Genomic DNA, 26071 nt, shown 5'->3' with positions numbered 1-26071 from the left:
CCAGCCTACACAGGTGAGATTAGTGCTAAAGGAACTCAAGAAAAAGGTCACGAAGGTGAGTCTCTGGTTCAACCAGAAGAACCAGCCTACACAGGTGAGATTAGTGCTAAAGGAACTCAAGAAAAAGGTCACGAAGGTGAGTCTTTAGTTCAGCCAGAATTACCAGCTTACACAGGTGAGATTAGCGCTAAAGGAACTCAAAAAGAGGGCCACGAAGGTGAATCTCTAGTTCAGCCAGAAGACCCAGCTTATAAACCTGAAGAAAGTGCTAAAGGCACGCAAGAAGAGGGCCACGAAGGTGAATCCTTAGTTCAACCAGAAAACCCAGCCTACACAGGTGAGATTAGTGCCAAAGGCACGCAGGAAGAAGGCCACGTGGGTGAAGCTCCTGTACAGCCAGAGAATCCAGCTTATCAAATAACGGAAGGAACGGTTACAGAAACAGAAACGGTGGTCCTTCCGTATGAAACCGAATATGTATCAGATGCGAACCGCTACACTGATGAAGAAACAGTGATTCAAAATGGTCAAGTAGGAAGTCAGCTGATTCACCGTGTCTATAAGACTGTCAATGGTCAAAAAGTTGGGGACCCAATCAGCACGAGTACAAAAACTGTTAAGGCAGCAGTAAATGAAAAAATTAGTCGTGGTACCAAGGCTATTGAAGGTCAAGTTGAAGAAGTTTCATTTGAAGAAATTCCTTTCGAGACAAGAACAGAAGTAGACAGCACTCTTCCGAAGGGAACAGAAGTTGTTGTTCAAGCTGGTCAAAACGGTAAGAAAAAGATTACCAAAGTTTATAAGACTCTTAAGGGCGTGAAAACTGCAGATGCTCCAACGATTTCAGAGAAAGTTGTTGAAGCAGTTCAAGATCGTATCATCAAAAAAGGTGATCAAATCCTGACTGAGCCAACGTTGACCCTCACTCATATAGATAAAGAAGAATTAGAGCGTAGTGCCAAGGTTCGTTACCAATTGGTCAAACCAACAGGTGTAACCATTAAATCTCTTGAAGTTGTTTTGAAAGACGGAGACACTAGCCTTCAAACAGTCAATATGTCTGAGGGAGACCTGACTGCAAATCTTACAAACTTGAAATACTACAAGGACTACAAGATTGCGACCAAGATGGTTTACGATCGTGGAAATGGGAACGAAGAAGTAGTTCTTGCGGAAGAACCACTGCGACTTGATCTCAAAAAAGTCGAAGTCAAAAACATCAAGGAAACCAGCCTTATCAGTGTTGATGACCAAGGTGTAGAAATTGATAATAGTCTATTGTCAGCTAAACCATCAGATGTGAAACCTTATTACTTGAAAGTGACAACTCATGATAACAAGGTGACAAAACTTGCAGTTGATAAGATTGAAGAAGTCACAGTTGATGGTAAAGACTTGTTCAAAGTCACTGCTAAAGCACCAGACCTAGTCCAACGCAATGCAAATAATCAGTTTGCAGAAGAATATGTCCATTACTTTGCTAAGCCAAAAGCTCATGAAGGTGATGTTTATTACGATTTCAATGATCTTGTAAAGGCCATGCAGGACAATAAAAATGGAACATTTAAACTAGGTGCTGATCTTAATGCAGCTAATGTTCCAACACCAAATAAACAATATGTACCTGGTAAGTTTAGTGGAACTTTAACAAGTGTTGAAGGAAAGCAGTACACAATCCACAATATGGCTCGTCAATTGTTCGATAATATCGAGGGTGGCTCGGTTACAAATATTAACCTAGGTAACGTTGATATCAATATGCCTTGGGCTGAAAATATTTCACCACTTGCAAGAACGATTAAAAATGCTACAGTTGAGAATGTCAAGGTGACTGGTAGTGTTCTTGGTAAAGATGGTATTGCTGGTATTGTCAATAAAGCAGATGTTGGTGGCCTACTTAAAAATGTCGCATTCATTGGTAAACTTACTGGTGTTGGTGACAAAGGCTGGGATATTGGTGGTATTGCCGGTGAAATTTGGAGAGGGAATATCAAACACGCTTATGTAGATGCTGATATTACAGCAAATAAAGCTCGTGTTGGTGGTCTTCTTGCTAGATCTGATAATGGTTCGGATCCTAATGGAATCGACAAGTATGCTTCTGTTCGTAATGCTGTTACTAAAGGAACCATTAATGTTAAGACACCTGTTGAGGTTGGTGGATTCATTAGTAAAAACTGGACATGGGGTAGAGTTGCTGATACTGTTTCAATGATGAAAGTTGAAAATGGTGAAGAGTTCTACGGTTCAAAAGACTTAGACGAAGAAGACGGTTACTATACAAACGATTGGATTGAGCGAAACTATGTTGTTAAAGATGTCAGCTCTGGTAAACGTTCATTCAAACGTTCTCGTACTAAGAGAATTCAAGAAATCAGTCTTGAAGAAGCAAATAAAAAGATAGCTGAATTCGGTATCACTGCTGATACGTTTGAAATTAAACCTCTTGTTGAGGATACTCTCAATAATAAGAAAGTAAAAGCTGATACTTATAAAGATACTCAAGATTACGATGCCTCTCGTGAACTTGCCTACCGCAATATCGAAAAATTACAACCTTTCTATAATAAAGAATGGATCGTAAACCAAGGAAACAAACTTGCTGCAGGTAGTCCTCTCTTGACTAAAGAAATCTTGTCTGTAACTGCCATGAAAGGCAATGCCTTTGTGACAGAATTGGCTGATGCTGACCACATTTTGGTGCATTATGCTGACAAGACCAAAGACATCTTTACTGTTTCTCTGAAAGAATCTAAGGTTAAACAAGTGAAAGAGTACAGCATTGCTGAACTTGGAGAAGTTGTTTACACACCTAATATCGTTGACAAAGACCGTAGCGATCTTATCAATGCTATCGTTGAAAAATTAAGTCCAGTTGAGCTACAATCAGATCCAATTTACCAAAAACTTGGTAGAACAGGACCAAATAAAGTTAACGCTATCAAAGATCTTTACCTAGAAGAAAGCTTCAAAGAAGTCAAGGATAATCTGGCTAAATTTGTGAAACAGTTGCTGGAAAATGAAGATCATCAATTAAACACAGATGAGGCTGCTAAACGTGCTTTGATCAAGAAGATTGATGATAACAAGGCAGCGGTTCTCCTTGGTCTATCTTACCTTAACCGTTATTACGGAGTGAAGTTTGATAACTTCAATATTAAGCAACTCATGTTGTTCAAACCAGACTTCTATGGTAAAAATGTAAGTGTATTAGACTTCTTGATTCAGATTGGTTCTAAGGAAAGTAACATTAAAGGTGATAGAACTCTAGAAGCTTATCGTGAAGCTATCGGTGGAGTTATCGGTATCGGCGAGTTAAACAGTTTCTTAGACTATAATATGCGTCTATTCACAGAAGACAAAGACCTAAATGATTGGTTCATCAAAGCAACCAAAGACAATGTCTATATCGTTGAACCAAAAACAACAACTCCTGAGTTTGCCGATAAGAAACACAGAGCCTACGAAGGTTTAAACAACGATGTGCATGGTAAGATGATCTTGCCACTCTTGAACTTGAAAGATGCCCATATGTTCTTGATTTCAACTTACAATACAATGGCTTATAGTTCATTTGAAAAATATGGTAAGTATACTGAAGCAGAACGTAATGCCTTTAAAGCTGAAATCGATAAGGTTGCAAAAGGTCAACAGAATTATCTAGACTTCTGGTCACGTCTATCAATCGATAAAGTTCGTAATCAACTTTTGAAGAGCAACAACATGGTTCCAACACCTGTTTTGGATAACCAAAACTATAAAGATATTAGTACTGATAAATATGGTCACACTAATAGTGGTAAAGATGTGGCGCCTATCCGTGAATTATACGGACCTACAGGACGTTATCATGCGACTGACTGGCGTATGGGAGCTGTGGCTCGCGTTTATCAGAATCCATATAAAGATGATTCTGTCTTCTTCATGGTTACGGACATGATTAGTGACTTTGGGGTTTCTGCCTTTACCCACGAAACAACTCACGTAAATGATCGTATGGTCTACTTGGGTGGTTCAAGACACCGTGAAGGAACAGATCTTGAAGCATTTGCACAAGGAATGTTGCAAACTCCATCAGTATCAAATCCAAATGGTGAATACAAAGCCCTAGGTCTCAACATGGCTTATGAACGTCCAAACGATGGCAATCAATGGTACAACACAAATCCAAATGACCTTAAATCTCGTGAAGAAATTGATCGTTACATGAAAGGCTACAACGACACTCTTATGCTTCTGGATTATCTTGAAGGAGAGGCTGTCCTCGATAAAGCAAATCAAGATTTAAACAACGCTTGGTTCAAGAAGGTTGATAAGCAATACCGAGGAAATAACACCAAGAACCAATTCGACAAGGTTCGACCTTTAAGTGATGAGGAAAAAGCTATTCCTTTACGCACAGTAGATGACTTAATTACGAACAACTTCATGACTAACCGCGGTCCAGGTAACAGAGTTTATAATCCTACTGACTTTGATTCTGCTTATGTAAATGTTCCAATGATGACTGGTATCTATGGTGGTAATACAAGTGAAGGTGCTCCTGGAGCGATGTCCTTCAAACACAATACTTTCAGAATCTGGGGTTACTATGGCTACGAAAAAGGCTTCCTAAACTATGCTTCTAACATGCTAAAAGCTGAATCTAAAAAAGCTGGTAAAGATACTTTAGGTGATGACTTCATCATTAATAAGATTTCTGAAGGAAAATTCAACAATCTTGAAGATTGGAAGAAAGCATACTTCAATGAAGTTGTAACAAGCGCTAAAAAAGGAATTCAATCTATTGAAATTGATGGTAAAACATACAATAGCTATGAAGACTTGAAACGTGCATTTGCTGAAGCAGTTGATAAAGATAAGGCTACTCTAAGTAAGGGATCTGTCAAATTTGACAACACCGTTTCACTTAAAGAAAAAGTCTTCAAGAAACTTCTTCAACAAACAGATAGCTTTAAAACTTCAATCTTTAAATAATCCAAAGCTCTCATCTGCTTAGCAGGTGGGAGTTTTTGTACCCAAGAAGGTGCAATATTTTCCAAACAGATTTCAAGTATTTTTAGGATGGTAGGTATATAATAGAATTACAAAGTAAATATCTATATTCATATGATAACGAGAAAGGTGATGAAGATGAAAAAATGGCAAGCAACTGTATTGGTCTGTGCTAGTCTGCTCTGTCTGTCAGCTTGTAAAAATCAGACAACAAGCGAAACTGATAAGCAAAATGGAGACAAAAATACACAAGTTAACTCTCAAATGGCAAAACAAGGGGAAGCAGTTACCGACTTTGCGCTGACGGGAGTTGATGGGAAAACCTATCGCCTATCAGATTATAAAGGCAAAAAGGTCTATCTCAAATTTTGGGCATCTTGGTGCTCTATTTGTCTAGCTAGTTTACCTGATACCGATGAGCTTGCAAAAGAAGCAAGTGATGACTATGTCATCTTGACAGTGGTTTCTCCTGGTCAAAAAGGAGAGCAGTCAGAAGAAGCCTTTAAAAAATGGTATCAGGGTTTGGACTATAAAGATTTACCAGTATTGCTAGACCCTTCGGGACAACTTTTAGCGAGTTACGGAGTTCGTTCTTATCCGACTCAGGCTTTTATTGATAAAGAGGGTAAACTAGTTAAGACCCAGCCAGGCTTTATGGACAAGGAAACTACTTTACAGACGTTAAAAAGCATAGATTAGAGGCTCATCATGAATGATAAATTAAAAATAATTGTATTCATAGGAATCATCATTTGCATTATTATCGGACTTTTATTTCTTTTGGAAAAAAGGAACGCAAGCTACACAGATACCACTCAAATCGAGAAGGCAGCAGTTAGTCAAGGACAAAAGGCCAAGAAAAAAACTGAGCCAAGTAAAGATGCTGACTTACATGATATCTATCTTGCGGGAGGCTGTTTCTGGGGAGTTGAAGAGTATTTTTCAAGAGTAGCAGGTGTGACAGATGCTGTTTCTGGCTATGCGAATGGTAGAGGAGAAACAACCCAGTATGAATTGATCGGTCAAACAGGCCATGCTGAGACTGTTCATGTGACCTACGATGCCAATCAAATTTCTTTAAAAGAGATATTGCTCCATTATTTCCGCATTATCAATCCAACCAGTAAAAATAAGCAGGGAAATGATGTGGGGACTCAGTACAGAACGGGAGTCTACTATAAGGACGATCAGGACCTAGAAGTCATCAATCAAGTCTTTGAGCAAGTTGCTAAGAAGTATGACCAGCCTCTAGCGGTTGAAAAGGAAGCCTTAAGAAATTTTATCGTGGCTGAGGACTATCACCAAGATTATCTCCAGAAAAATCCAAATGGATATTGTCATATCAATGTCAATCAAGCATCCTATCCTGTTATTGATGCGAGTAAATATCCAAAACCGAGTGACGATGAATTGAAAAAACTCCTATCTCCAGAGGAGTATGCAGTGACTCAAAATAGTCAAACAGAACGGGCCTTTTCAAATCGTTACTGGGATAAATTTGAAGCAGGTATTTATGTGGATGTAGCAACTGGTGAACCCCTCTTTTCTTCGAAAGATAAATTTGAATCGGGCTGTGGTTGGCCAAGTTTTACCCAGCCTATCAGTCCAGATGTTGCGACCTACAAGGAAGACAAGTCTTATAATATGGTCAGAACGGAAGTCAGAAGCCGAACTGGTGATTCCCACTTAGGACATGTCTTTACAGACGGACCTCAGGACAAGGGGGGACTTCGCTATTGTATCAATAGTCTATCCATCCGTTTTATTCCTAAGGATCAAATGGAAGAAAAGGGTTATGGTTATTTGTTAGATTATGTTGAGTGATCTTGAGATTATTAAAAAGTGTTTACTAGAAATACATTTTAATTCATAAGAAGTGTAGAATTTGGATTTTAGAAGCGGTTGGGCAATTTAATCTAACGTGTTGGGATTACTCCCGCAAATCTTTCAATATTGAAAACAGGTAAGGCTAAAGTTATACGTTTTTCAACACTTGAAGCTATTTGTAAAGAACTTGGGTGCCAGCCAGGTGATATATTGGAGTATGTGCCAGACTAAAAATGTGGTTCAGCCAATGCTGATCCGCTTTTTTATTTAAAAATAATCGATTTATCTCGAAAATATTTTGTAAAAAAATCAATAAAATTATAAAAACTGAGCAAAGGAGATGTCTTTAAGAACATTAATATGGCTAATATGGAAGATAGAAAAAAATTACAAAAATTTGCCATTCGCAAACTGAGCATGGGAGTGGGCTCGGTATTGATTGGACTTGCCTTCATTGGAGGAATACTTGAACCAAAACTGGTTCAAGCAGATGAAGCCAAGCAAATTTCCTTTCACTATTTAGCAGAATCGGAGTTGACAGCTGCTGAACGTGAACTCATTCACCATGAATTGCCGCAAGAACTGAGCCAAGATAACTATTATCTAGTTTATCGCAAGCAGGGACAAGCCGTCTTACCTCAAACAGGATCAGTCACCTTCCCCTTGGCTGGTCTTGGTCTTTTGACTGCTAGTTTGGTGGTTTTCCTATTTTCTAAGAAAAAACCTTCAAAGATAGTTGGAGTGTTATTAATTGCTTCTGTAGGTAAGAGTTTATTACTACCTTATCAAGTATTTGCTTTTGAACACAAGGACTTGCTAGCTTATGATCAGACTAAAACCCTTGTGTCTGCTGATGGTTTAACTCAAGGAATTATTGACATTAAAGGCTATGACTATGTCGGTTATTTATTAGAGTCGGATTTAAGAGGAAGAGGCCAAGATCTAACATCTAGTGCAAGCCCAGAAATTCCTGCAAAACTAGTAAATCAAGCAGCCGTTCATGAAATTCCTGAATTCACAGGTGGTGTATCTGGCGAATCTTTAGTTGAACCAACAAAACCAACATTTGAAGGTGGCGTCAATGGCCCAGGAGCAGTAGCTGAAGCCTTACCAGAGTATACACCAGAATTTAGTAGTCAAAGTGGCATCCCAGAAGTCCATGACAAAGCAGACTTTACAGGTGGCGTATCAGGCGAATCCTTGGTTGAACCAACAAAACCAACATTTGAAGGTGGCGTCAATGGCCCAGGTGCAGTAGCCGAATCCTTGCCAGAGTATACACCAGAATTGAGTAGTCAAAGTGGAGTCCCAGAAGTCCACGCCAAACCCGACTTCACCGGTGGCGTATCAGGCGAATCTTTAGTTGAACCAACAAAACCAATATTTGAAGGTGGAGTCAATGGCCCAGGAGCAGTAGCTGAAAGCTTACCAGAGTATACACCAGAATTTAGCAGTCAAAGTGGCATCCCAGAAGTCCATGACAAAGCAGACTTTACAGGTGACGTATCAGGCGAATCCTTGGTTGAGCCAACAAAACCAACATTTGAAGGAGGAGTCAATGGCCCAGGAGCAGTAGCTGAAGCCTTGCCAGATTATGAAGGTGGTGCAGTTCCAGTTGACACACTGAAACAGGAACGTCCTGACTTCACAGGTGGCGTTAATGGTGAACCGCTTGTTGAGCCTGCCCGACCTAGCTATGAAGGCGGAGTTAATGGCCAAGGAACAGTATCCGAAGTCTTACCAGAGTATGAAGGAGGCGCAGTCCCGTTTGATACTCTGAAACAGGAACGCCCAGAATTTACAGGTGGCGTATCAGGCGAATCTTTGGTTGAACCATCTAAACCAACATTTGAGGGTGGGGTCAATGGTCAAGGAGCAGTAGCTGAAGCCTTGCCAGAGTACGCACCAGAATTGAGCAGTCAAAGTGGCGTGCCAGAAGTCCATGACAAACCAGAGTTCACAGGCGGTATATCAGGCGAATCTTTAGTTGAGCCGTCTAAACCAATATTTGAAGGTGGCGTTAATGGTCCGGGTGCAGTAGCTGAAGCCTTGCCAGACTATGAAGGAGGCGCAGTTCCAGTTGATACTCTGAAACAGGAACTCCTTAGCTATAGTGGTGGCGTGAATGGCACTGAAGCGCTAGTTCTAGATGCAAAACCGACTTTACATATTGAAGTCCGAAAAGAGCTGATCCCTAAACAAACTAGGGAAAAGATTGATCCAGACATGCTTGTTGGTGAAACAAGAATCGAGCAAGTCGGTCAAGATGGTGAGAAAGAGATTGTTACCAGCTATGAGGAAAAAGATGGGAAACGTATTTCAGAGCCGAAAGAAACAACACGAATTTTAAGAGAAGCTAAAGATCAGATCATTGTCCGTGGTAGTAAGAAAAAGGTAGAGCTCAAACCTGTACCACTCCTAACTCTTTCTACTATTACTGGAAATTCGATGGGCTGTTCAGCTCGCTTAAGCTATAACTTGGACAAGGCAGATGGCGTTACCGTTTCAAAAATCAGTGCCACTATTAAAGTCAAGGGGCTAGAGGAACAGACTCTGGACTTCACGAGTGATCAGCTGGAAGCAACAGTTGATAATCTGAAACTTTATACGGATTACACCATATCTACAAGGATGGTCTTTAATCGTGGTAAGGGTGAAGAGAGCACTCTGCTTGAGGACAAGAAGCTTCGTTTAGAGCTTAAAAAGCTAGAAATAAAAGATATCAAGGAAACAAGCCTTGTTAAGGTTGAAAATGGCAAAGAGTCTGTGATTCAGCACTTGACAGAAGTGCCAAGAAACTTGGAAGACTACTACCTCAAGATTAGTTCAGAGAGCCATAAGACCAGCCGTTTAGCCATCAAGTCTATTCAAACTGAGAGAATAGCTGGAAAAGAGTATTACAAGGTAATCGCTCAAGCAACTGACTTGATTCAACGCGATGCTCAGAAAAATTTTGAAGCAGGCTATAGCTACTATCTGGCTAAGTCGAGTACTGCATCTCCTGCTGTTCCTAGTGTAAAAGAATACGCTTATCAGGATATTCAAGATTATGATAGCCGTCATGATCAAGCCTATCGAAACCTTGAAAAATTGCAACCTTTCTACAATAAAGAATGGATTGTGAATCAAGGGAACAAACTGGATCTTGATCATAATCTAGCCAAGAAGCAGGTAGTCTCTGTTATCGCCATGAAAGGGAAAGACTTTGTGACGGACCTTTCAGTGGCAGACCATATCATGGTTCATTATGCAGACAAGACCAAGGATGTATTTGTAATCACCTCGCAAAATTCTGGCTTAACTGCTGTTAAGGAATATAAGATTGCCGACTTGGATCTGCTTTATACTCCAGATATGCTGGTTAAGGAGCGTTCAGCCCTAGCTAAGGACTTGACATCTATCCTGAAAACAGTGGACTTACAGTCGGATGGAGTTTATCGAATCTTAGATGATCAAACCACTAGCCTTGATAAGAAGGTTGAGGCCGTGAAGAATTGGTATCTGGAAGAAAGCTTTGCAGAGGTCAAAGCGCAGCTAGGAAGCCTGGTTGATAAGTTACTTACCAATCTAGACTACCAGTGGAATGATTCGCCTGCTAGAACTGCTGCCTTGAAGAAAAAAGTTCAGGACAATCAATCAGCTATCATGCTGGGACTTGCTTATCTTAATCGCTATTACGGTATCCGATTTGCGGATTACAACCTGAAAGAACTCATGCTCTTTAAACCAGATTTTTATGGGCAAAATGTGGATATCTTGGATCGATTGATTGAACTTGGTTCAAGAGAGAACAACCTAAAAGGCGACCAGACTCATGAAACCTTTGCAAGAGTCCTAGCCAAAGATACAAAATCTGAAGATTTACATGCCTTCTTAGACTACAACAGACAGTTATTGACGACTGACAAGGATATGAATGACTGGTTTGTGAATGCTACCAAGGGCCATGTGTACATAGCCGAGAGAGCTTCGAAGAATCAAGAAATTGCAAATCGGAAGCATCGGGCTTATGACAATCTTAATAACTGGTTGCATCGCAATATGATTCTGCCTTTGTTGAATGTTAAGAAGGCACAGATGTTCTTGATTTCCAACTACAATACCATTACTTTTGGATCAGCAGATAAATCTGGCAAAACAATAGACCAGATGAAAGCTGACATTGATCTAGTAGCGGACCGTCAGTTGACTTACTTGGACTTCTGGTATCGACTTGCTGCTGATGATGTCAAAGACCGTATGGTTAAGAGTGACTTTAATGTAGCTACACCAGTTTGGGAAGGCTATCGCGTTGATGGACGTGGCTGGGTAGAGCGTTATGGACATACTAGTGGTATGGAAGATTACGCGCCAATTCGTGAGGTATTTGGACCAGCAGGTCGCTACTATAAAGACAATAAGCTAGGAGCTTATGCCTCTATCTATCCAAAGATAAATGCCAGAGATGCTGTTCACTTTGTAGAAATTGACATGATGAGTGAGTATGGCTTGTCTGTATACACCCATGAGACAACTCACGTCAACGATCGTATTGTCTATCTGGGTGGCTACAAACACCGTGAAGGAACCTATGTAGAAGCCTATGCTCAGGGCATGCTCCAGTCACCGGCTGAGGAAGGTCATCAGGGTGAGTACGGCGCCCTCGGTATCAACATGGCTTACATGCGACCAAATGATGGGGATCAATGGTACAATCCAGATCCAACCAAGTTGCAAACACGCCAGCAGATTGACCACTACATGAAGGGGTATAACGAGGCCTTGATGCTTCTAGATTATCTGGAAGGAGAACGAGTACTCGCTAAGAATGATCTGGCTTTGAAGAAGGCTTGGTTCAGCAAGATGACCAAGCAAATGCGTCATCAGGACCAAGATAATAAACTCCTTGCTCCAAACCAGTGGGACTATGTCCGTCCATTGACAGATGAGGAAGCCAAGACTCAGCTAAATTCTGTGGATGACCTAATCAAACATAATATCATCACCAATAGGCATTATCAGGGAACTTACCGACCAGAAGAACTCAAGACAGCTTATGTCAATGTCAAGATGGTGGATGCTATCTATGGTGGAAATACCAGTCAGGGAGCTCCAGGAGCCATCTCCTTCAAGCATAATGCCTTCCGTATGTGGGGTTATTTTGGCTACGAAAATGGTTTCCTAGGTTATGCTTCTAATAAGTACAAGGATGAGGCGTTAAGCGAGGGGCATGACACCCTTGGAGATGATTTCATCATCCAGAAGGTTTCGAAAGGCAAGTACCAGAACTTAGAAGAATGGAAGAAGGCCTGGTTTGACGCTATTATTGCCAAGGCAAAACGAGGAATCCATAGTTTTGAAATTGATGGTCAGCAAATTGATTCTTACGAGAAATTGCAAGATTTGTTTGACCAAGCAGTAGAAACGGATTACCGAAACTTTAAGTATGGAGGTTCAGTTGCCAACTATACAGTAGCTCTGAAGAAAAAAGTCTTCCAAAAACTATTGCAGGTCACAGATGCCTTTTCATCCGAACTCTTTCCCAAAGGATAGATAAAAGAGAGTGTGTTCAGATTTCCTAAGGAAGTGAAATCTACTTTAGCATTCTCAAAGAATAAAATTGCCAGATCACCTGTTTGGGGTCTGGCTTTTATGGTATACTTAGGATATGCATAGAAAAACAGTGATTGATTTTAGGGCTTTGGGCGAGAGATACATTTTCACCCAGCCTATTAAAGAGTTAAAAACAAGAAGATTAGCAGAAGTGGCAGACTTATTAGCTCAAGTGGAAAGCTACCAAGAGCAAGGCTTTTATGTGGCAGGTTATGTCAGCTATGAGGCTGCGCCAGCTTTTGAGGAAAAATTAGCGGTCCACAAGGCTCCCTTACTGGGGGAGTATTTGCTTTACTTTACTGTTCATGACAGTGTTGAAACATCCAGTATTCCTCTGACTTATGAGGAGGTGGATTTGCCATCAAACTGGCAGGAAGTAACTTCTGCAGAGGACTATGAAAAGGCAATTGAACAGATTCACTATCATTTGCGACAGGGCGATACTTATCAGGTCAATTATACGGTTCAACTTAAGCAGGAGTTGTCTGCCAATCCTTTTGCTATCTACAATCGCATGGTGGTGGAGCAGGAAGCGGGATACAATGCCTATGTTGAGCACGATGACATGGCAGTGATTTCCATGAGCCCAGAACTCTTTTTTGAGCAAAATGGTCGTGAGTTGACGACTCGTCCTATGAAGGGAACGACTAAACGTGGTCTGACTGACGCTGAAGATTTGCAAGAGGCAACCTGGTTGGAGCAGGATCCTAAAAATCGTTCAGAAAACATGATGATAGTGGATCTCTTGCGCAATGACATGAATCGTATTTCTGAGGTGGGGAGTGAGCATGTAGAGCGTTTATGCCAAGTAGAGCAGTATTCTACAGTTTGGCAGATGACTTCGACCATCAAGAGTCAGTTACGACCGGATGTTGATCTAGTAGAAATCTTCCGTTCGCTCTTTCCATGTGGCTCCATCACAGGAGCTCCCAAGATAGCGACCATGGAAATTATCAAGAACTTGGAACCACAAGCTAGAGGAGTTTACTGTGGAACTGTTGGTCTCTTACTGCCCAATGGACGACGGATTTTCAATGTGGCTATTCGAACCATTCAACTGCATGTTGGGCAAGCCATCTATGGTGTCGGAGGTGGCATCACTTGGGATAGTACTTGGGAGTCAGAATACCGTGAAGTCCAGCAAAAAGCAGCGGTTCTTTATCGAAAACAACCTCGTTTTCAGCTGATTACGACAGGGAAAATCAGCCAGAAAAAATTGCTCTTTGAAAAGCAACATCTGGAAAGACTGCGAAAGGCTAGTCGTTATTTTGCCTTTCCATTTGACCAAGAAGTTTTGAGACAAAAAATAGAGAAGGAGTGCCAAGCTTGTGACCTCCATCAAGACTACCGTTTGCGAATCAGTCTCAGCAAGTCTGGAGAAATTGAAATTGAACGACAAGTATTGACACCACTTAGCTCTAGTTTTTGTCAGGCCAAGCTTTGTCAGCAAGAAGCTGATTTGGAGCAGGCCTTTACCTACTTTAAGACGACACACCGACCACATTTGACAGTGGGAGAGCAGGAAATCATCTATCACACTGCTGATGGAAAATTGCTTGAAACCTCTATCGGGAATCTGGTTTTAAAAATGAATAGCAAGCTCTATACCCCACCTAGCATTCTTGGTATTTTACCAGGGATTTATCGCCAGCATTTACTTGAAATCAGGCAGCTGGAAGAGAAGGTCTTAACCATAGAAGATTTGAAGCAAGCAGAAGTCATTTATGCTTGTAATGCAGTAAGGGGCTTGTATGAGTTATCCTTGAAGGAGAACTAAATGAAACTAATATTTTTACACGGCCTAGGTCAGTCAGCGGAGAGTTGGAAAGAAGTGCAAGAGTTGCTTGCAGATTATCCATCGGAAGCCCTTGACTTATTTCCTTCCGGAGTTGCTACCTACCAAGAAGCTAAGGAGCGCATTTATCAGCGCTTAACAGTGGAAACAGAACCTTTTGTCCTAATCGGTTTGTCCTTAGGGGCTGCACTTGCATTGGAGCTTTCAAGTTATGAGATACCAAATCTTCAAGCCTTGGTTTTGTCAGGCTGTCCATTGAAACTGGCGAGCAATATCCTTTTTTACATTCAGTTGCTGATATTTAAATTGCTTCCCAAAAGGATATTTGAGAAACAGGGAGCAGATAAAGCTCTTATGGTTGGAGTTTCTGAGGAATTAAAAACACTTGATTTAAGAGAGATTGCACGGAATTGTCCCTATCCAAGCTTGTTAATTTGTGGTAGTCAGGATAAGCCTAATCTCAGTTCAATGAAAGCTATCCAAGAACTGATGCCAAATTCCCAGTTCCAGATCATCCCTGACGGCCCTCATGTCTTGAATAAGGCAAAACCAAAAGAGTTTGCAGAAATAACTAGAAGTTTTCTTGAATTGCTGTAACAAGTTTGATAAAATAATATGGAAGTTGATATTATAATTTTAGGAGAAAAACATGAACAAACGTCATTTATTAAAATTAGGCCTAGCTTCTTTACCTGCTCTAGCTTTGTTTTTACATCCAGTTGTGGCAGATGAAAGTATCCATTTTTCAAGCTGTAAGGAAGCTTGGGAGAATGGTTATGCAGATATTCATAAGGGAGAACCAGGGTATTCTACTACTCTAGATAAGGATCATGATGGGATTGCCTGTGAATCGAAGAATGCGCCTAAGGGTGTTTTAAAAGAGAAAAAGTCGAGTACATCACAAGCTAACACCAATGTAGCACCTACCCCAAGTGTAGCAGCTGAAAGTGGCTGGGTTCGTCAGAATGGATCTTGGTACTATTTTTCTGAAAATGGGAAACCAGTAACAAATACTTGGCAGGGTGCTTACTATCTCAAGTCAGATGGAAGAATGGCTGAGAATGAGTGGGTATACGATAACTATTACCAAGCCTGGTATTACCTCAAATCAGATGGATCTTATGCACGCAATACTTGGCAAGGAAGTTACTATCTCAAATCAGATGGTAAGATGGCTCAGGGTGAATGGACTTATGATTCTTACTACAAAGCTTGGTATTACCTCAAATCAGATGGATCTTATGCGCATAATACTTGGCAAGGTGCATATTACCTCAAGTCAAATGGGAAAATGGCTCAGAGTGAGTGGGTCTATGATTCTTCTTACCAAGCCTGGTATTACTTGAAATCAGATGGATCTTATGCTCGCAATGCATGGCAAGGAAATTACTATCTCAAATCAGATGGCAAAATGGCTAAGAATGAGCGAGTGGATGGCGGACGCTATTATGTAGATGCTTCTGGTTCGTGGAAACCATAGAATAGAAAAAAATTCTGTAAAGTTAATGCAAACCTCTGCATTGATAAGTAGTTTTTGTTATACTATTACTATAAGCATTTTCAATTAAGGATAAGGAGAAGACGATGAGTCAAAAGATTATTGGGATTGACCTTGGTGGAACTTCTATCAAGTTCGCTATTTTAACGCAAGAAGGAGAAATCCAAGAAAAATGGTCTATTAAGACAAACATTTTGGATGAAGGAAGCCATATCGTAGACGATATGATTGAAACTATTCAACACCGTTTGGGCTTGCTTGGATTGTCTGCTGAAGATTTCAGTGGAATTGGTATGGGGTCACCTGGTGTGGTTGACCGTGAAAAAGGGACTGTTATCGGTGCCTACAACCTCAACTGGAAAACTCTTCAACCAATCAAAGAAAAAATGGAAAAAGCCTTGGGGATTCCATTCTTTATCGACAATGACGCCAACGTGGCAGCTCTTGGTGAGCGTTGGATGGGTGCTGGTGACAACCAACCAGATGTTGTCTTTATGACACTTGGTACAGGTGTTGGTGGCGGTATCGTAGCAGAAGGTAAATTGCTTCACGGTGTTGCAGGTGCTGCTGGTGAGCTTGGCCATATCACTGTTGACTTTGACCAACCAATCGCATGTACTTGTGGTAAGAAAGGCTGTCTTGAGACAGTAGCTTCAGCAACAGGTATTGTTAACTTGACTCGTCGTTACGCAGATGAATACGAAGGCGATGCAGAGTTGAAACGCTTGATTGATGACGGAGAAGAAGTAACAGCTAAAACTGTCTTTGATTTGGCAAAAGAAGGAGACGACCTTGCCTTGATCGTTTACCGTAACTTCTCACGTTACTTGGGAATCGCTTGTGCCAACATCGGCTCAATCCTAAACCCATCAACAATCGTTATCGGTGGTGGTGTATCTGCTGCCGGAGAATTCCTTCTTCAAGGCGTGCAAAAGGTTTATGATGAAAATACCTTCCCACAAGTTCGCACAACCACTAAATTGGCTCTTGCAACTCTAGGAAATGACGCTGGAGTGATTGGTGCTGCGTCACTTGTCTTGCAATAAATAAACATAAAAAGGAGAAAATTGCTTTCTGTAAGCGAGTGATTTTCCTCCTTTCTTTTTTTATGCTATACTAGTTAAGAATAAACATTGAGGTGAGAGTAAATGACAAAAGCAGATAAGATTTTTAAAGAGAATATCGAACGAATCCTTAAGGAAGGAGTCTTTTCAGAACAGGCTCGCCCCAAGTATAAGGATGGGACTGTTGCTAACTCCAAGTACATCACAGGGGCCTTTGCAGAGTATGATTTGTCTAAGGGTGAATTTCCCATCACAACTTTGCGTCCTATCGCTATTAAATCAGCTATCAAGGAAGTTCTTTGGATTTATCAAGACCAGACAAATAGCCTAGAAGTTCTAAATGATAAGTACAATGTTCACTACTGGAATGACTGGGAAGTTGGAGATACAGGGACTATTGGGGAACGTTATGGGGCTGTTGTTAAGAAGCATGATATCATTAACAAGATTCTCAAACAGTTAGAAGCTAATCCTTGGAACCGTCGCAATATCATCTCTCTCTGGGATTACCAAGCCTTCGAAGAAACAGATGGCCTTCTTCCTTGTGCCTTTCAGACTATGTTTGATGTCCGTCGAGTTGATGGGGACATCTATCTGGATGCGACTTTGACCCAGCGTTCTAATGATATGCTAGTAGCTCACCACATCAATGCCATGCAGTATGTGGCTCTTCAGATGATGATTGCTAAACACTTTGGTTGGAAAGTTGGAAAATTCTTCTACTTTATCAACAACCTTCACATCTATGACAATCAATTTGAACAAGCTCAGGAATTGCTTCGTCGTGAGCCTTCAAATTGCCAACCACGTTTGGTCTTGAATGTACCAGACAAGACTAATTTCTTTGATATTAAAGCAGAGGATTTTGAGCTGGTTGATTATGCTCCTGTGAAACCGCAATTGAAGTTTGACTTGGCTATTTAATAATATAAAAAGAAGTTGAGAAAAAATCTCAACTTCTTTTGTTGCTTAGTGTGATACGCGGCGACGAGCTGCTTTTTTACGGTTTTCTTCGATGAAAGCTGCTTTTTGTTCTTCTGGTTCGATTACTTTCTTTTTAAATGCGTATACCGCGCCTGCAAGTGCAGCGACAGTTCCTGCGACACCTGTTACAAGACCTTTAGCGAATCCTTTAGCCATGAGTTTTCCTCCTTTATCTTCTTAATCAGCCAGCCTCCTCAAGAGGTCACATTTTTCTGACTGACCTTTTTGTGTTATAATAATAGTAACGAAAAAATGGGAATTTTTCAAGGAAAAAAGATGAAAACAAAAATAATTGTGATTGTTGGACCGACTGCTGTGGGAAAAACAGCTCTTGCTATTGAAGTGGCCAAGCGTTTTAATGGCGAAGTAGTTAGTGGAGATAGCCAACAAGTCTATCGAGGACTTGATATTGGGACGGCTAAGGCTAGTCCAGAGGAGCAGGCGACTGTTCCTCATCACTTGATTGATGTTAGAGAGGTAACCGAGTCTTACTCGGCTTTTGATTTTGTTTCAGAAGCTAAGGCGGCCATTGAGGATATTCAAAGTCGCGGTAAGCTTGCTATTATCGCTGGTGGGACTGGACTTTATATTCAGAGTCTACTAGAGGGATATCATCTCGGTGGAGAGACACCTCATGAGGACATTTTAGCCTATCGGACTAGTTTGGAACATTATACAGATGAGGAGTTAGCCTATCTGGTGGACCAAGCAGGTCTTGAGATTCCCCAGTTTAATCGTCGTCGTGCCATGCGTGCTTTAGAAATTTCCCATTTTGGTCAAGATTTGGAAAATCAAGAAAGTTTATATGATCCGCTGATTATTTGCTTGGATGATGAGCGTAGTCAATTGTATGAACGGATTAACCACCGTGTGGATTTGATGTTTGAAGCTGGACTATTGGATGAAGCTAAGTGGTTGTTTGACCATTATCCAGATGTGCAGGCTGCTAAAGGGATTGGTTACAAGGAACTCTTCCCCTATTTTCGTGGAGAGCAGAGTTTGGAGGAGGCTAGCGATAGTCTCAAGCAAGCGACTCGTCGATTTGCCAAGCGCCAGCTAACCTGGTTCCGCAATCGCATGCAGGTGACCTTTTATCAGATAGGAGAATCTGGTGTGACAGACCGTATTTTAAACCAGATTGAGGAGTTTTTAAATGATTGAAACGGAGAAAAAAGAGGAGCGGGTCCTGCTGGTTGGAGTTGAACTCCAGGGCATGGATAATTTTGACCTCTCCATGGAAGAGCTGGCTAGTCTGGCTAAGACAGCTGGAGCAGTTGTAGTCGATAGCTACAGACAAAAACGAGAAAAATACGACTCCAAGACCTTTGTCGGAACTGGTAAGTTGGAAGAAATTGCTCAAATGGTGGACGCAGAAGAAATCACAACAGTCATTGTCAACAACCGTCTGACTCCTCGTCAAAATGTCAATTTAGAGGAAGTCTTAGGTGTCAAGGTCATTGACCGTATGCAGTTGATTTTGGATATCTTTGCCATGCGAGCTCGAAGTCATGAAGGCAAACTCCAAGTTCATCTAGCTCAGCTCAAATACCTCTTGCCTCGTTTGGTTGGTCAGGGGATTATGCTCAGCCGTCAGGCAGGGGGAATTGGTTCCCGTGGTCCAGGTGAAAGCCAGCTGGAGCTTAACCGTCGTAGTGTTCGCAACCAGATTACAGATATCGAGCGCCAGCTCAAGGTGGTTGAGAAAAACCGAGCGACAGTTCGAGAAAAACGTTTGGAGTCAAGTACCTTTAAGATTGGTTTGATTGGTTACACCAATGCTGGGAAGTCAACTATTATGAATACTTTGACCAGCAAGACCCAGTATGAAGCAGATGAGCTCTTTGCTACTCTGGATGCGACAACTAAGAGTATCCATCTGGGGGGCAATCTACAGGTAACCTTGACAGATACCGTTGGATTTATCCAAGACCTACCGACAGAGTTGGTGTCCAGTTTTAAGTCAACCTTGGAAGAAAGCAAGCATGTGGACCTTCTGGTTCATGTCATTGATGCCAGCAATCCTTACCACGAGGAGCATGAAAAAACAGTCCTGTCTATCATGAAAGACTTGGACATGGAGGATATTCCTCGCCTGACCCTTTATAATAAAGCGGATTTGGTAGAGGATTTCACGCCTACCCAAACGCCTTATGCTCTGATTTCTGCCAAGTCTGAGGATAGTCGTGAGAATTTGCAGGCACTATTTTTAGAGAAAATCAAGGATATTTTTGAATCTTTTACCCTGCGCGTGCCTTTTTCAAAATCCTACAAGATTCATGATTTGGAAAGTGTGGCGATTCTTGAAGATCGTGACTACCAAGATGATGACGAAGTGATTACAGGCTACATTTCCGAGAAAAATAAATGGAGGTTAGAAGAATTTTATGACTGATATTAAAACCTTAGCTCTAAAGTATGGAGGTTATACAAGTCTGGATAAGGTCTATCTGGATCAGCTTCTAGCTGGTAAAACAGAGCAGGAGCAACTAGCCCTCATTACCCCTCCGCCAAGTGTGGTCAATGCCTACTTTGCAGAGCTCTACCAGAAAAAGAGTCCTGAAGCAGCGACGGATTATTTTGCGGAACTCAGTCAGGAACTGAATCTCTACAATGCTGAGCCAAGTTTTACAATAGAAAATAAGCCTTTTATCCGTCTGAACCTATCTGGTAAATCCTTTGGTTTTTGTTATGGGAGTGAGGGTCTGGGTCGAATTTTCTCTGAAAATGAGGAGAAGATTTCGGATGACTTGCTCTTTGAAATTGCACAAATTTTTCCCCATCAGCTAGTCTTTGAGGAGTCTGGCAAGATTTACATGAAGGCTGTTGGAGATGAGGAAGTTGTTAGCATGGAGAGTCTAACAGCTTTGACTGATTTGGAAAGCTTGGCTGATGGTCGCAAGCGTCTTAAAGGTTACAGCCAAGAGGATTTACTGCAAGAAGCTGCTGCTTTTTCTGGCAAGCGCTATTTCCGATCGGAAAACCGCACAGCCATGTTATATATTGATTAATTAGAAAGTATCGAATGGATATTCAATTTTTAGGAACGGGGGCTGGTCAGCCCTCTAAAGCCCGCAACGTTTCAAGTCTCGCCCTGAAACTCTTGGACGAGATTAACGAAGTTTGGCTTTTTGACTGTGGAGAAGGAACACAAAATCGCATTCTGGAAACCACGATTCGACCACGAAAAATCAGCAAAATCTTTATCACCCACTTGCATGGAGACCATATCTTTGGTTTGCCAGGATTTCTCTCTAGTCGTGCCTTTCAAGCCAATGAAGAGCAGACAGATTTAGAAATCTATGGTCCTCAAGGTATTAAGTCATTTGTCTTGACTAGTTTGCGTGTCTCTGGTTCACGTCTGCCCTATAAGATTCATTTCCATGAATTTGACCAAGATTCTCTTGGGAAAGTCCTTGAAACGGATAAATTCGCTGTGTATGCAGAAGAGTTGGATCACACTATTTTCTGTGTTGGCTATCGTGTCATTCAAAAGGACTTGGAAGGAACGCTGGATGCTGAAAAACTCAAGGCGGCAGGTGTCCCATTTGGCCCACTTTTTGGAAAAATTAAAAACGGTCAGGACGTTGTTTTAGAAGATGGGACTGAAATCAAGGCAGTTGACTATATCTCAGCTCCCCGTCCGGGTAAGATTATCACTATTTTAGGAGACACTCGAAAAACGGATGCCAGTGTGCGTCTGGCTGTCAATGCGGATGTTCTTGTCCATGAATCGACTTATGGCAAGGGTGATGAAAAAATTGCTCGTAACCATGGCCACTCTACTAACATGCAAGCTGCTCAGGTGGCAACAGAAGCAGGAGCCAAACGACTCTTACTCAACCATATCAGTGCCCGTTTCCTATCAAAAGATATCAGCCAGCTCAAGAAAGACGCTGCTAGTATTTTTGAAAATGTTCATGTGGTTAAAGATCTAGAAGAAGTGGAAATCTAGAATCTCGAGAAAGGAAAAGCATGTCTACTATTCTTATTACAGGAGCTAGCGGTGGTCTAGCTCAAGAAATGGTCAAACTCTTGCCTCAAGACCAACTCATTTTGCTAGGTAGAAATAAGGGAAAATTAGCTCAACTATACGGAAACCACCCACATGTAGAATTGATTGAGATTGACATTACCGATGAGCAAGCCTTAGAAGGATTGGTAGCTGACCTCTATCTCCGTTATGGTAAGATTGATGTTTTGATTAACAACGCTGGCTACGGGATTTTTGAGGATTTTGACAAGATTTCTAATCAAGATATTCATCAAATGTTTGAGGTTAACACCTTTGCTCTCATGAATCTATCTCGTTTGGTTGCTTCTCGCATGAAGGAAATGCGAAAAGGTCATATCATCAATATCGTTAGCATGGCAGGTTTGATAGCGACTGGCAAGTCCAGTCTTTACTCGGCGACCAAGTTTGCGGCTATTGGATTTTCAAACGCTCAGCGCCTTGAACTTATGCCCTATGGTGTCTATGTGACGACTGTTAATCCAGGACCGATTCGTACAGGATTTTTTGACCAAGCCGACCCAGATGGAACCTATCTCAAATCGGTTGACCGCTTCCTGCTAGAACCAGATGCAGTGGCTAAAAAGATTGTCAAGATTATAGGAAAAAACAAACGTGAACTTAATCTCCCAGTTTTGTTGAACTTGGCTCATAAGTTTTATACCCTCTTTCCCAAGCTAGCGGATAAGTTAGCTGGGGAAACATTTAATTATAAGTGAGAAAGCTGTTCCCTTGAGGAATGGCTTTTTGCTTTAATTAGGAGGAGTTGTTTATCAAAAATAATCCCTGAAAATACTGGTAGTTTATTCTTTATTAGATAGTTTAAAGGTATCATAGAGATAAGAAAGCAGAAAAGAGAGGATAAACTTCGAGTCTAACATAACTAAAAGTATATCTATAGTCGAAGCTTATGAAGTCAAGATAAAATAGGATTAAAAGAACTTGCCCTTTGTCGGATTGACTAGGCTGTAAATCGGAGTTAGAAATATTCTTAGAATAGAAGAAAATAAAAAAGCCTAAAAATGTTAAAACATCTTGACATTTTATCGATTTAGAGTATAATAAACAATGTAAAGAGCTCTTGACATTGTTTTGACAGATTGGAGGAACAGGACTATGAGAAAAATGGATGAAATGGACAGAGCGATTCAGCTACGTTCTGAGGAATGGGGTTATAAAACGGCTCTATTTGGCTTATGTGGGTGGACAGTATTTAATATTTATCAATCTATTACAAAAGGCATTGAACTTGAAATGTTACCAAGTCTGATTTTATGTTTATCTATTTCTGTTCAAGGATTTGCACAAACTGCCATAAAACAGAAAATGATTGGTGGTGATGAAGAGTTTAAAGAACCAAATAAACTTGTTCAAGGAGTAATTTTGATGGTTGTTATCCTTATCGTAGTTTTGGCGATTGGCATTTATTGTTTTCAGAAAGACTAATGCTGTATGAAAAATAATATCAAACAGCTAAGAAAGTCTGAAGGACTACGTCAGGAAGATATGGCAAAAATATTAGGCGTTAGTCGACAAACCATTATTGCTATCGAGAATGACAAGTACAATCCTACACTTGAACTAGCAATGAAAATTGCAAGGTTGCTACAACTACATGTTGAAGAAATTTTCATTTTAGAAGATTAAAGATATCAGATAGCATTTATTCTAATCATCTGATTCGTAATGATGGAGAGTTTTCCGGTTCATGGAAACTCTCTTTTTAAAGCTCATAAAGAGTCTATTCAATTTTACCCTTGTCCATCTATATATCTATCGTAAAACTGGTATAAAAATTGCAAATCGAATCTTTAAATAGTATACTAGTTCTGTTAGTTATGAAAACGTTTGCGTTTTTTGTTGATGATGATTATTTAGGAGACAAAATATGGAATTAACAGCCATTTATCATAGACCAGAATCAGAGTATGCTTATCTGTACAAAGAAGGTCAGCTACATATCCGAATCAGAACCAAGAAAGATGATGTCCAGCAGGTCATCTTACACTATGGAGATCCCTTTATCTTCATCGAGGATAAGTATGAAGCCAAGAAAGAAATGACTAAAGTAACCTCAGATGCCCTATTTGACTATTGGCAGGTTACAGTATCGGTTGATTTTGCACGAATTCAATATCTCTTTGAGCTCCTTGATAAAGAAGGTCAGGGTGTTTATTACGGTGATAAAGGTTGTGTAGAACATACTCAAGAAAACTTGGATGCTGAAGGGAATGGTTTCAAGCTTCCTTATATTCACGAAATTGACGGTTGCCAAGTTCCTGACTGGGTTTCAAATACCGTTTGGTATCAGATTTTCCCAGAACGATTTGCGAATGGAAATCCTAATTTGACTCCAGATGGAGCTCGAGAGTGGGATGCTGTCATTGCACCTAACATGGATGATTTTTTTGGTGGAGATTTACAAGGGATTATTGATCATTTAGACTATCTTAAAGATTTGGGAATCACTGGACTTTACCTATGTCCGATTTTTGAAGCAACGACCAATCACAAGTATGATACGACGGATTATTTTGAAATCGACCGTCACTTTGGAGACAAGGAAGTCTTTCGTAATCTAGTCGAGGAAGCCCACAAACGTGGTATCAAGATTATGCTAGATGCAGTATTTAATCATATTGGCAACCAGTCAGTCCAATGGCAGGATGTTCTAAAGAACGGAGAAAAGTCACCATATAAAGATTGGTTCCATATCCAAGAATTCCCAGTTACAGAGGATAAACTTAAGAACCCAAGAGAACTCCCTTATCATACCTTTGCTTTTGCCAGCTATATGCCTAAGTTAAATACAGCTAACCCTGAAGTCAAAGACTATCTTTTGAGGGTTGCAACCTACTGGATTGAAAATTTTGATATCGATGCTTGGCGTTTGGACGTTGCAAATGAAATTGACCACCAGTTCTGGAGAGATTTCAGAAAGGCAGTTCTTGCTAAAAAGCCTGATTTGTACATCTTAGGTGAAATCTGGCATACCTCACAACCTTGGCTACAAGGAGACGAGTTCCATGCTGTTATGAACTATCCACTCTCTGAAAGTATCAAGGATTATTTCTTGCGTCAGCATAAAAAGACAGAGCAATTTATTTCAGAAATCAATAGCCAGTCGATGTACTACAAGCAACAAATCTCAGAGGTGATGTTTAACCTTTTAGATTCTCATGATACAGAGCGTATCCTCACAACTGCCAAAGGAAATATCCAGCATGTCAAGGCTGCCCTAACTTTCCTCTACCTTCAAAAAGGGACTCCTTGTATCTATTACGGAACAGAGCTGGCACTAATAGGTGGACCAGACCCTGACTGCCGTCGTGTCATGCCTTGGGACCGTGTGTCTAAGGAAAATGATATGCTGAATTTTATGAAACAGTTGATTCATGTCCGTAAGGAAGTGGCAAGTATTATTCAGCATGGAAATTATCGCTTGGAAGAAGTGAAACTAGATGTTTTATCCTTGAAATGGGACTACCAAGGAAAAGAAGTTCAAGCCATCTTTAATCAGTCTTCTGAGAAATATACTTTAGACAGAGATTCAGTTGATTTAGAGAGTCATTGCCAGTTTGAAGATGGTCAGCAAGTCATCTTGCCAGATGGCTTTGTAGTTACTATTTCTGAGTAAAAAGGATTAAAATAATGGCACTCAAGGAAGTTTATGAGTATTTTCGTCACTATGATAAGGAAACTTATCAGGTTGTCGCCTGCATGGGCAATGAACCATCGGAAGAAGATGTTCAGGATTTTGAAAATCAATACGGCATTCGTCTGCCAGAAGATTTCAGGGAATTCACCATGTCATCTCTGGGAGGTCTCTTTATGGAAGTCAGGGAAGAGCTATGGCCAAGAGCCAAGGCTTACGATGTAGCACCATTTTGGACCTTCTGTCGAGGTATTAAGGTCTTGGGGATTGCCAACGGTATCCCAGATTTCTTAGATATTCGAATTAAAACCAAGGAATTACACGCTCTGGGCTTTGTGGATTATATTCCGTTTCTGTCTATCATCGGGGATGGAGATGTGATTTTTTGCTTTGATAAGGACAATCATATAGTAGCTCTAGATTGGTATAATAGTGGCGAATCGGAAGAGCTTGAATGTGATTTTTCAGGACTTTTACTCCATCAAATTGCCGAGCTAGAAGAGCGTAAAAATGAGATGGTCAAGCTTTTGGAAAAGGGGAAATCTAATCAATAATCTATAAGGAAATATCAGTTTGATAGTCCGTAAAAGAGGTTGGGACAAAAGATCCCGACCTCACTTTTTATTAGCAATCAAACTTTGACGCGGTAGCT

General features: G+C 40.8%; 19 protein-coding genes and 1 pseudogene. 19 read left to right on the top strand and 1 reads right to left on the bottom strand.

The genetic code is table 11. The features are described 5' to 3' along the window. The 10 genes and pseudogenes from ADF68_RS05255 to ADF68_RS05215 all read left to right on the top strand — a co-directional run. Window positions 1–4977: ZmpA/ZmpB/ZmpC family metallo-endopeptidase (locus ADF68_RS05255; protein ID WP_049548909.1), on the top strand; the 4977-nt coding region annotated here is incomplete at its 5' end. A 156-nt stretch (window positions 4978–5133) separates the two neighbouring features. Further along, window positions 5134–5694: a TlpA family protein disulfide reductase gene (locus tag ADF68_RS05250; RefSeq protein WP_049548908.1), complete on the top strand. Its 561-nt coding sequence runs from the start codon at window positions 5134–5136 to the stop codon at window positions 5692–5694. A gap of 9 nt (window positions 5695–5703) precedes the next feature. Further along, on the top strand, window positions 5704–6819 hold the full coding sequence (msrB, locus tag ADF68_RS05245; RefSeq protein ID WP_049548907.1) for a peptide-methionine (R)-S-oxide reductase MsrB: 1116 nt from the start codon (window positions 5704–5706) through the stop codon (window positions 6817–6819). 96 nt (window positions 6820–6915) lie between these two features. Then, a pseudogene (locus ADF68_RS10520) lies at window positions 6916–7053 on the top strand (helix-turn-helix domain-containing protein); the annotation flags it as partial. Window positions 7054–7182: 129 nt separating this feature from the next. Then, complete coding sequence (locus ADF68_RS05240) at window positions 7183–12354, top strand: SIALI-17 repeat-containing surface protein (protein ID WP_239665533.1); 5172 nt, start codon at window positions 7183–7185, stop codon at window positions 12352–12354. Between the two features lie 115 nt (window positions 12355–12469). Beyond that, window positions 12470–14191: an aminodeoxychorismate synthase component I gene (pabB, locus tag ADF68_RS05235; protein ID WP_049548906.1), complete on the top strand. Its 1722-nt coding sequence runs from the start codon at window positions 12470–12472 to the stop codon at window positions 14189–14191. Further along, entirely contained in the window at window positions 14192–14806 is a 615-nt protein-coding gene (locus tag ADF68_RS05230) for an alpha/beta fold hydrolase (protein WP_049548905.1), read from the top strand. It abuts the gene before it with no gap. 52 nt (window positions 14807–14858) lie between these two features. Further along, the gene (locus tag ADF68_RS05225) at window positions 14859–15689 is read left to right on the top strand and encodes an excalibur calcium-binding domain-containing protein (protein WP_080979382.1); all 831 of its coding nucleotides are present in this window, start codon (window positions 14859–14861) and stop codon (window positions 15687–15689) included. Window positions 15690–15793: 104 nt separating this feature from the next. Next, on the top strand, window positions 15794–16753 hold the full coding sequence (locus ADF68_RS05220) for an ROK family glucokinase (protein ID WP_049548904.1): 960 nt from the start codon (window positions 15794–15796) through the stop codon (window positions 16751–16753). Window positions 16754–16855: 102 nt separating this feature from the next. Next, complete coding sequence (locus ADF68_RS05215; RefSeq protein WP_049548903.1) at window positions 16856–17695, top strand: thymidylate synthase; 840 nt, start codon at window positions 16856–16858, stop codon at window positions 17693–17695. 45 nt (window positions 17696–17740) lie between these two features. Here the strand turns inward: ADF68_RS05215 and ADF68_RS05210 are convergent, their stop codons facing one another. Next, window positions 17741–17911, bottom strand: a complete 171-nt coding sequence (locus tag ADF68_RS05210; RefSeq protein ID WP_049548902.1) for a DUF3042 family protein — start codon at window positions 17909–17911, stop codon at window positions 17741–17743. A gap of 120 nt (window positions 17912–18031) precedes the next feature. On the opposite strand from ADF68_RS05210, the gene miaA reads away from it, so the two are divergent. From miaA to ADF68_RS05165, 9 genes are all read left to right on the top strand, one after another. Further along, window positions 18032–18916 (top strand): tRNA (adenosine(37)-N6)-dimethylallyltransferase MiaA, encoded by an 885-nt coding sequence (gene miaA / locus ADF68_RS05205; protein ID WP_049548901.1) that lies wholly within the window; start codon window positions 18032–18034, stop codon window positions 18914–18916. Then, window positions 18909–20147, top strand: coding sequence for a GTPase HflX (gene hflX, locus ADF68_RS05200; protein ID WP_049548900.1), 1239 nt, complete (start codon window positions 18909–18911; stop codon window positions 20145–20147). Before miaA ends, hflX begins: the two co-directional genes overlap by 8 nt. Beyond that, window positions 20140–20763 (top strand): cystathionine beta-lyase, encoded by a 624-nt coding sequence (locus ADF68_RS05195; protein WP_049548899.1) that lies wholly within the window; start codon window positions 20140–20142, stop codon window positions 20761–20763. The genes hflX and ADF68_RS05195 overlap by 8 nt, the downstream gene beginning before the upstream one ends. Before the next feature lie 14 nt (window positions 20764–20777). Further along, window positions 20778–21707: a ribonuclease Z gene (gene rnz, locus ADF68_RS05190; RefSeq protein ID WP_049548898.1), complete on the top strand. Its 930-nt coding sequence runs from the start codon at window positions 20778–20780 to the stop codon at window positions 21705–21707. A gap of 20 nt (window positions 21708–21727) precedes the next feature. Further along, the gene (locus ADF68_RS05185) at window positions 21728–22483 is read left to right on the top strand and encodes an SDR family NAD(P)-dependent oxidoreductase (RefSeq protein ID WP_049548897.1); all 756 of its coding nucleotides are present in this window, start codon (window positions 21728–21730) and stop codon (window positions 22481–22483) included. 397 nt (window positions 22484–22880) lie between these two features. Further along, window positions 22881–23210 carry a hypothetical protein gene (locus ADF68_RS05180; RefSeq protein WP_049548896.1) on the top strand — a complete coding sequence of 110 codons (330 nt, stop codon included), beginning with the start codon at window positions 22881–22883 and terminating at the stop codon, window positions 23208–23210. A gap of 6 nt (window positions 23211–23216) precedes the next feature. Continuing rightward, window positions 23217–23411: a helix-turn-helix transcriptional regulator gene (locus ADF68_RS05175; protein ID WP_033584559.1), complete on the top strand. Its 195-nt coding sequence runs from the start codon at window positions 23217–23219 to the stop codon at window positions 23409–23411. Between the two features lie 241 nt (window positions 23412–23652). Then, window positions 23653–25401 (top strand): glycoside hydrolase family 13 protein, encoded by a 1749-nt coding sequence (locus ADF68_RS05170; RefSeq protein WP_049548895.1) that lies wholly within the window; start codon window positions 23653–23655, stop codon window positions 25399–25401. Window positions 25402–25415: 14 nt separating this feature from the next. Continuing rightward, window positions 25416–25973 carry an SMI1/KNR4 family protein gene (locus tag ADF68_RS05165; RefSeq protein ID WP_049548894.1) on the top strand — a complete coding sequence of 186 codons (558 nt, stop codon included), beginning with the start codon at window positions 25416–25418 and terminating at the stop codon, window positions 25971–25973. The last annotated feature ends 98 nt before the right edge of the window (window positions 25974–26071 follow it).

It is taken from the genome of Streptococcus pseudopneumoniae, assembly GCF_001068775.1.
GTDB classification, from domain to species: Bacteria; Bacillota; Bacilli; order Lactobacillales; family Streptococcaceae; genus Streptococcus; species Streptococcus pseudopneumoniae_N.
This window is presented reverse-complemented; position numbering and strand designations above follow the sequence as displayed.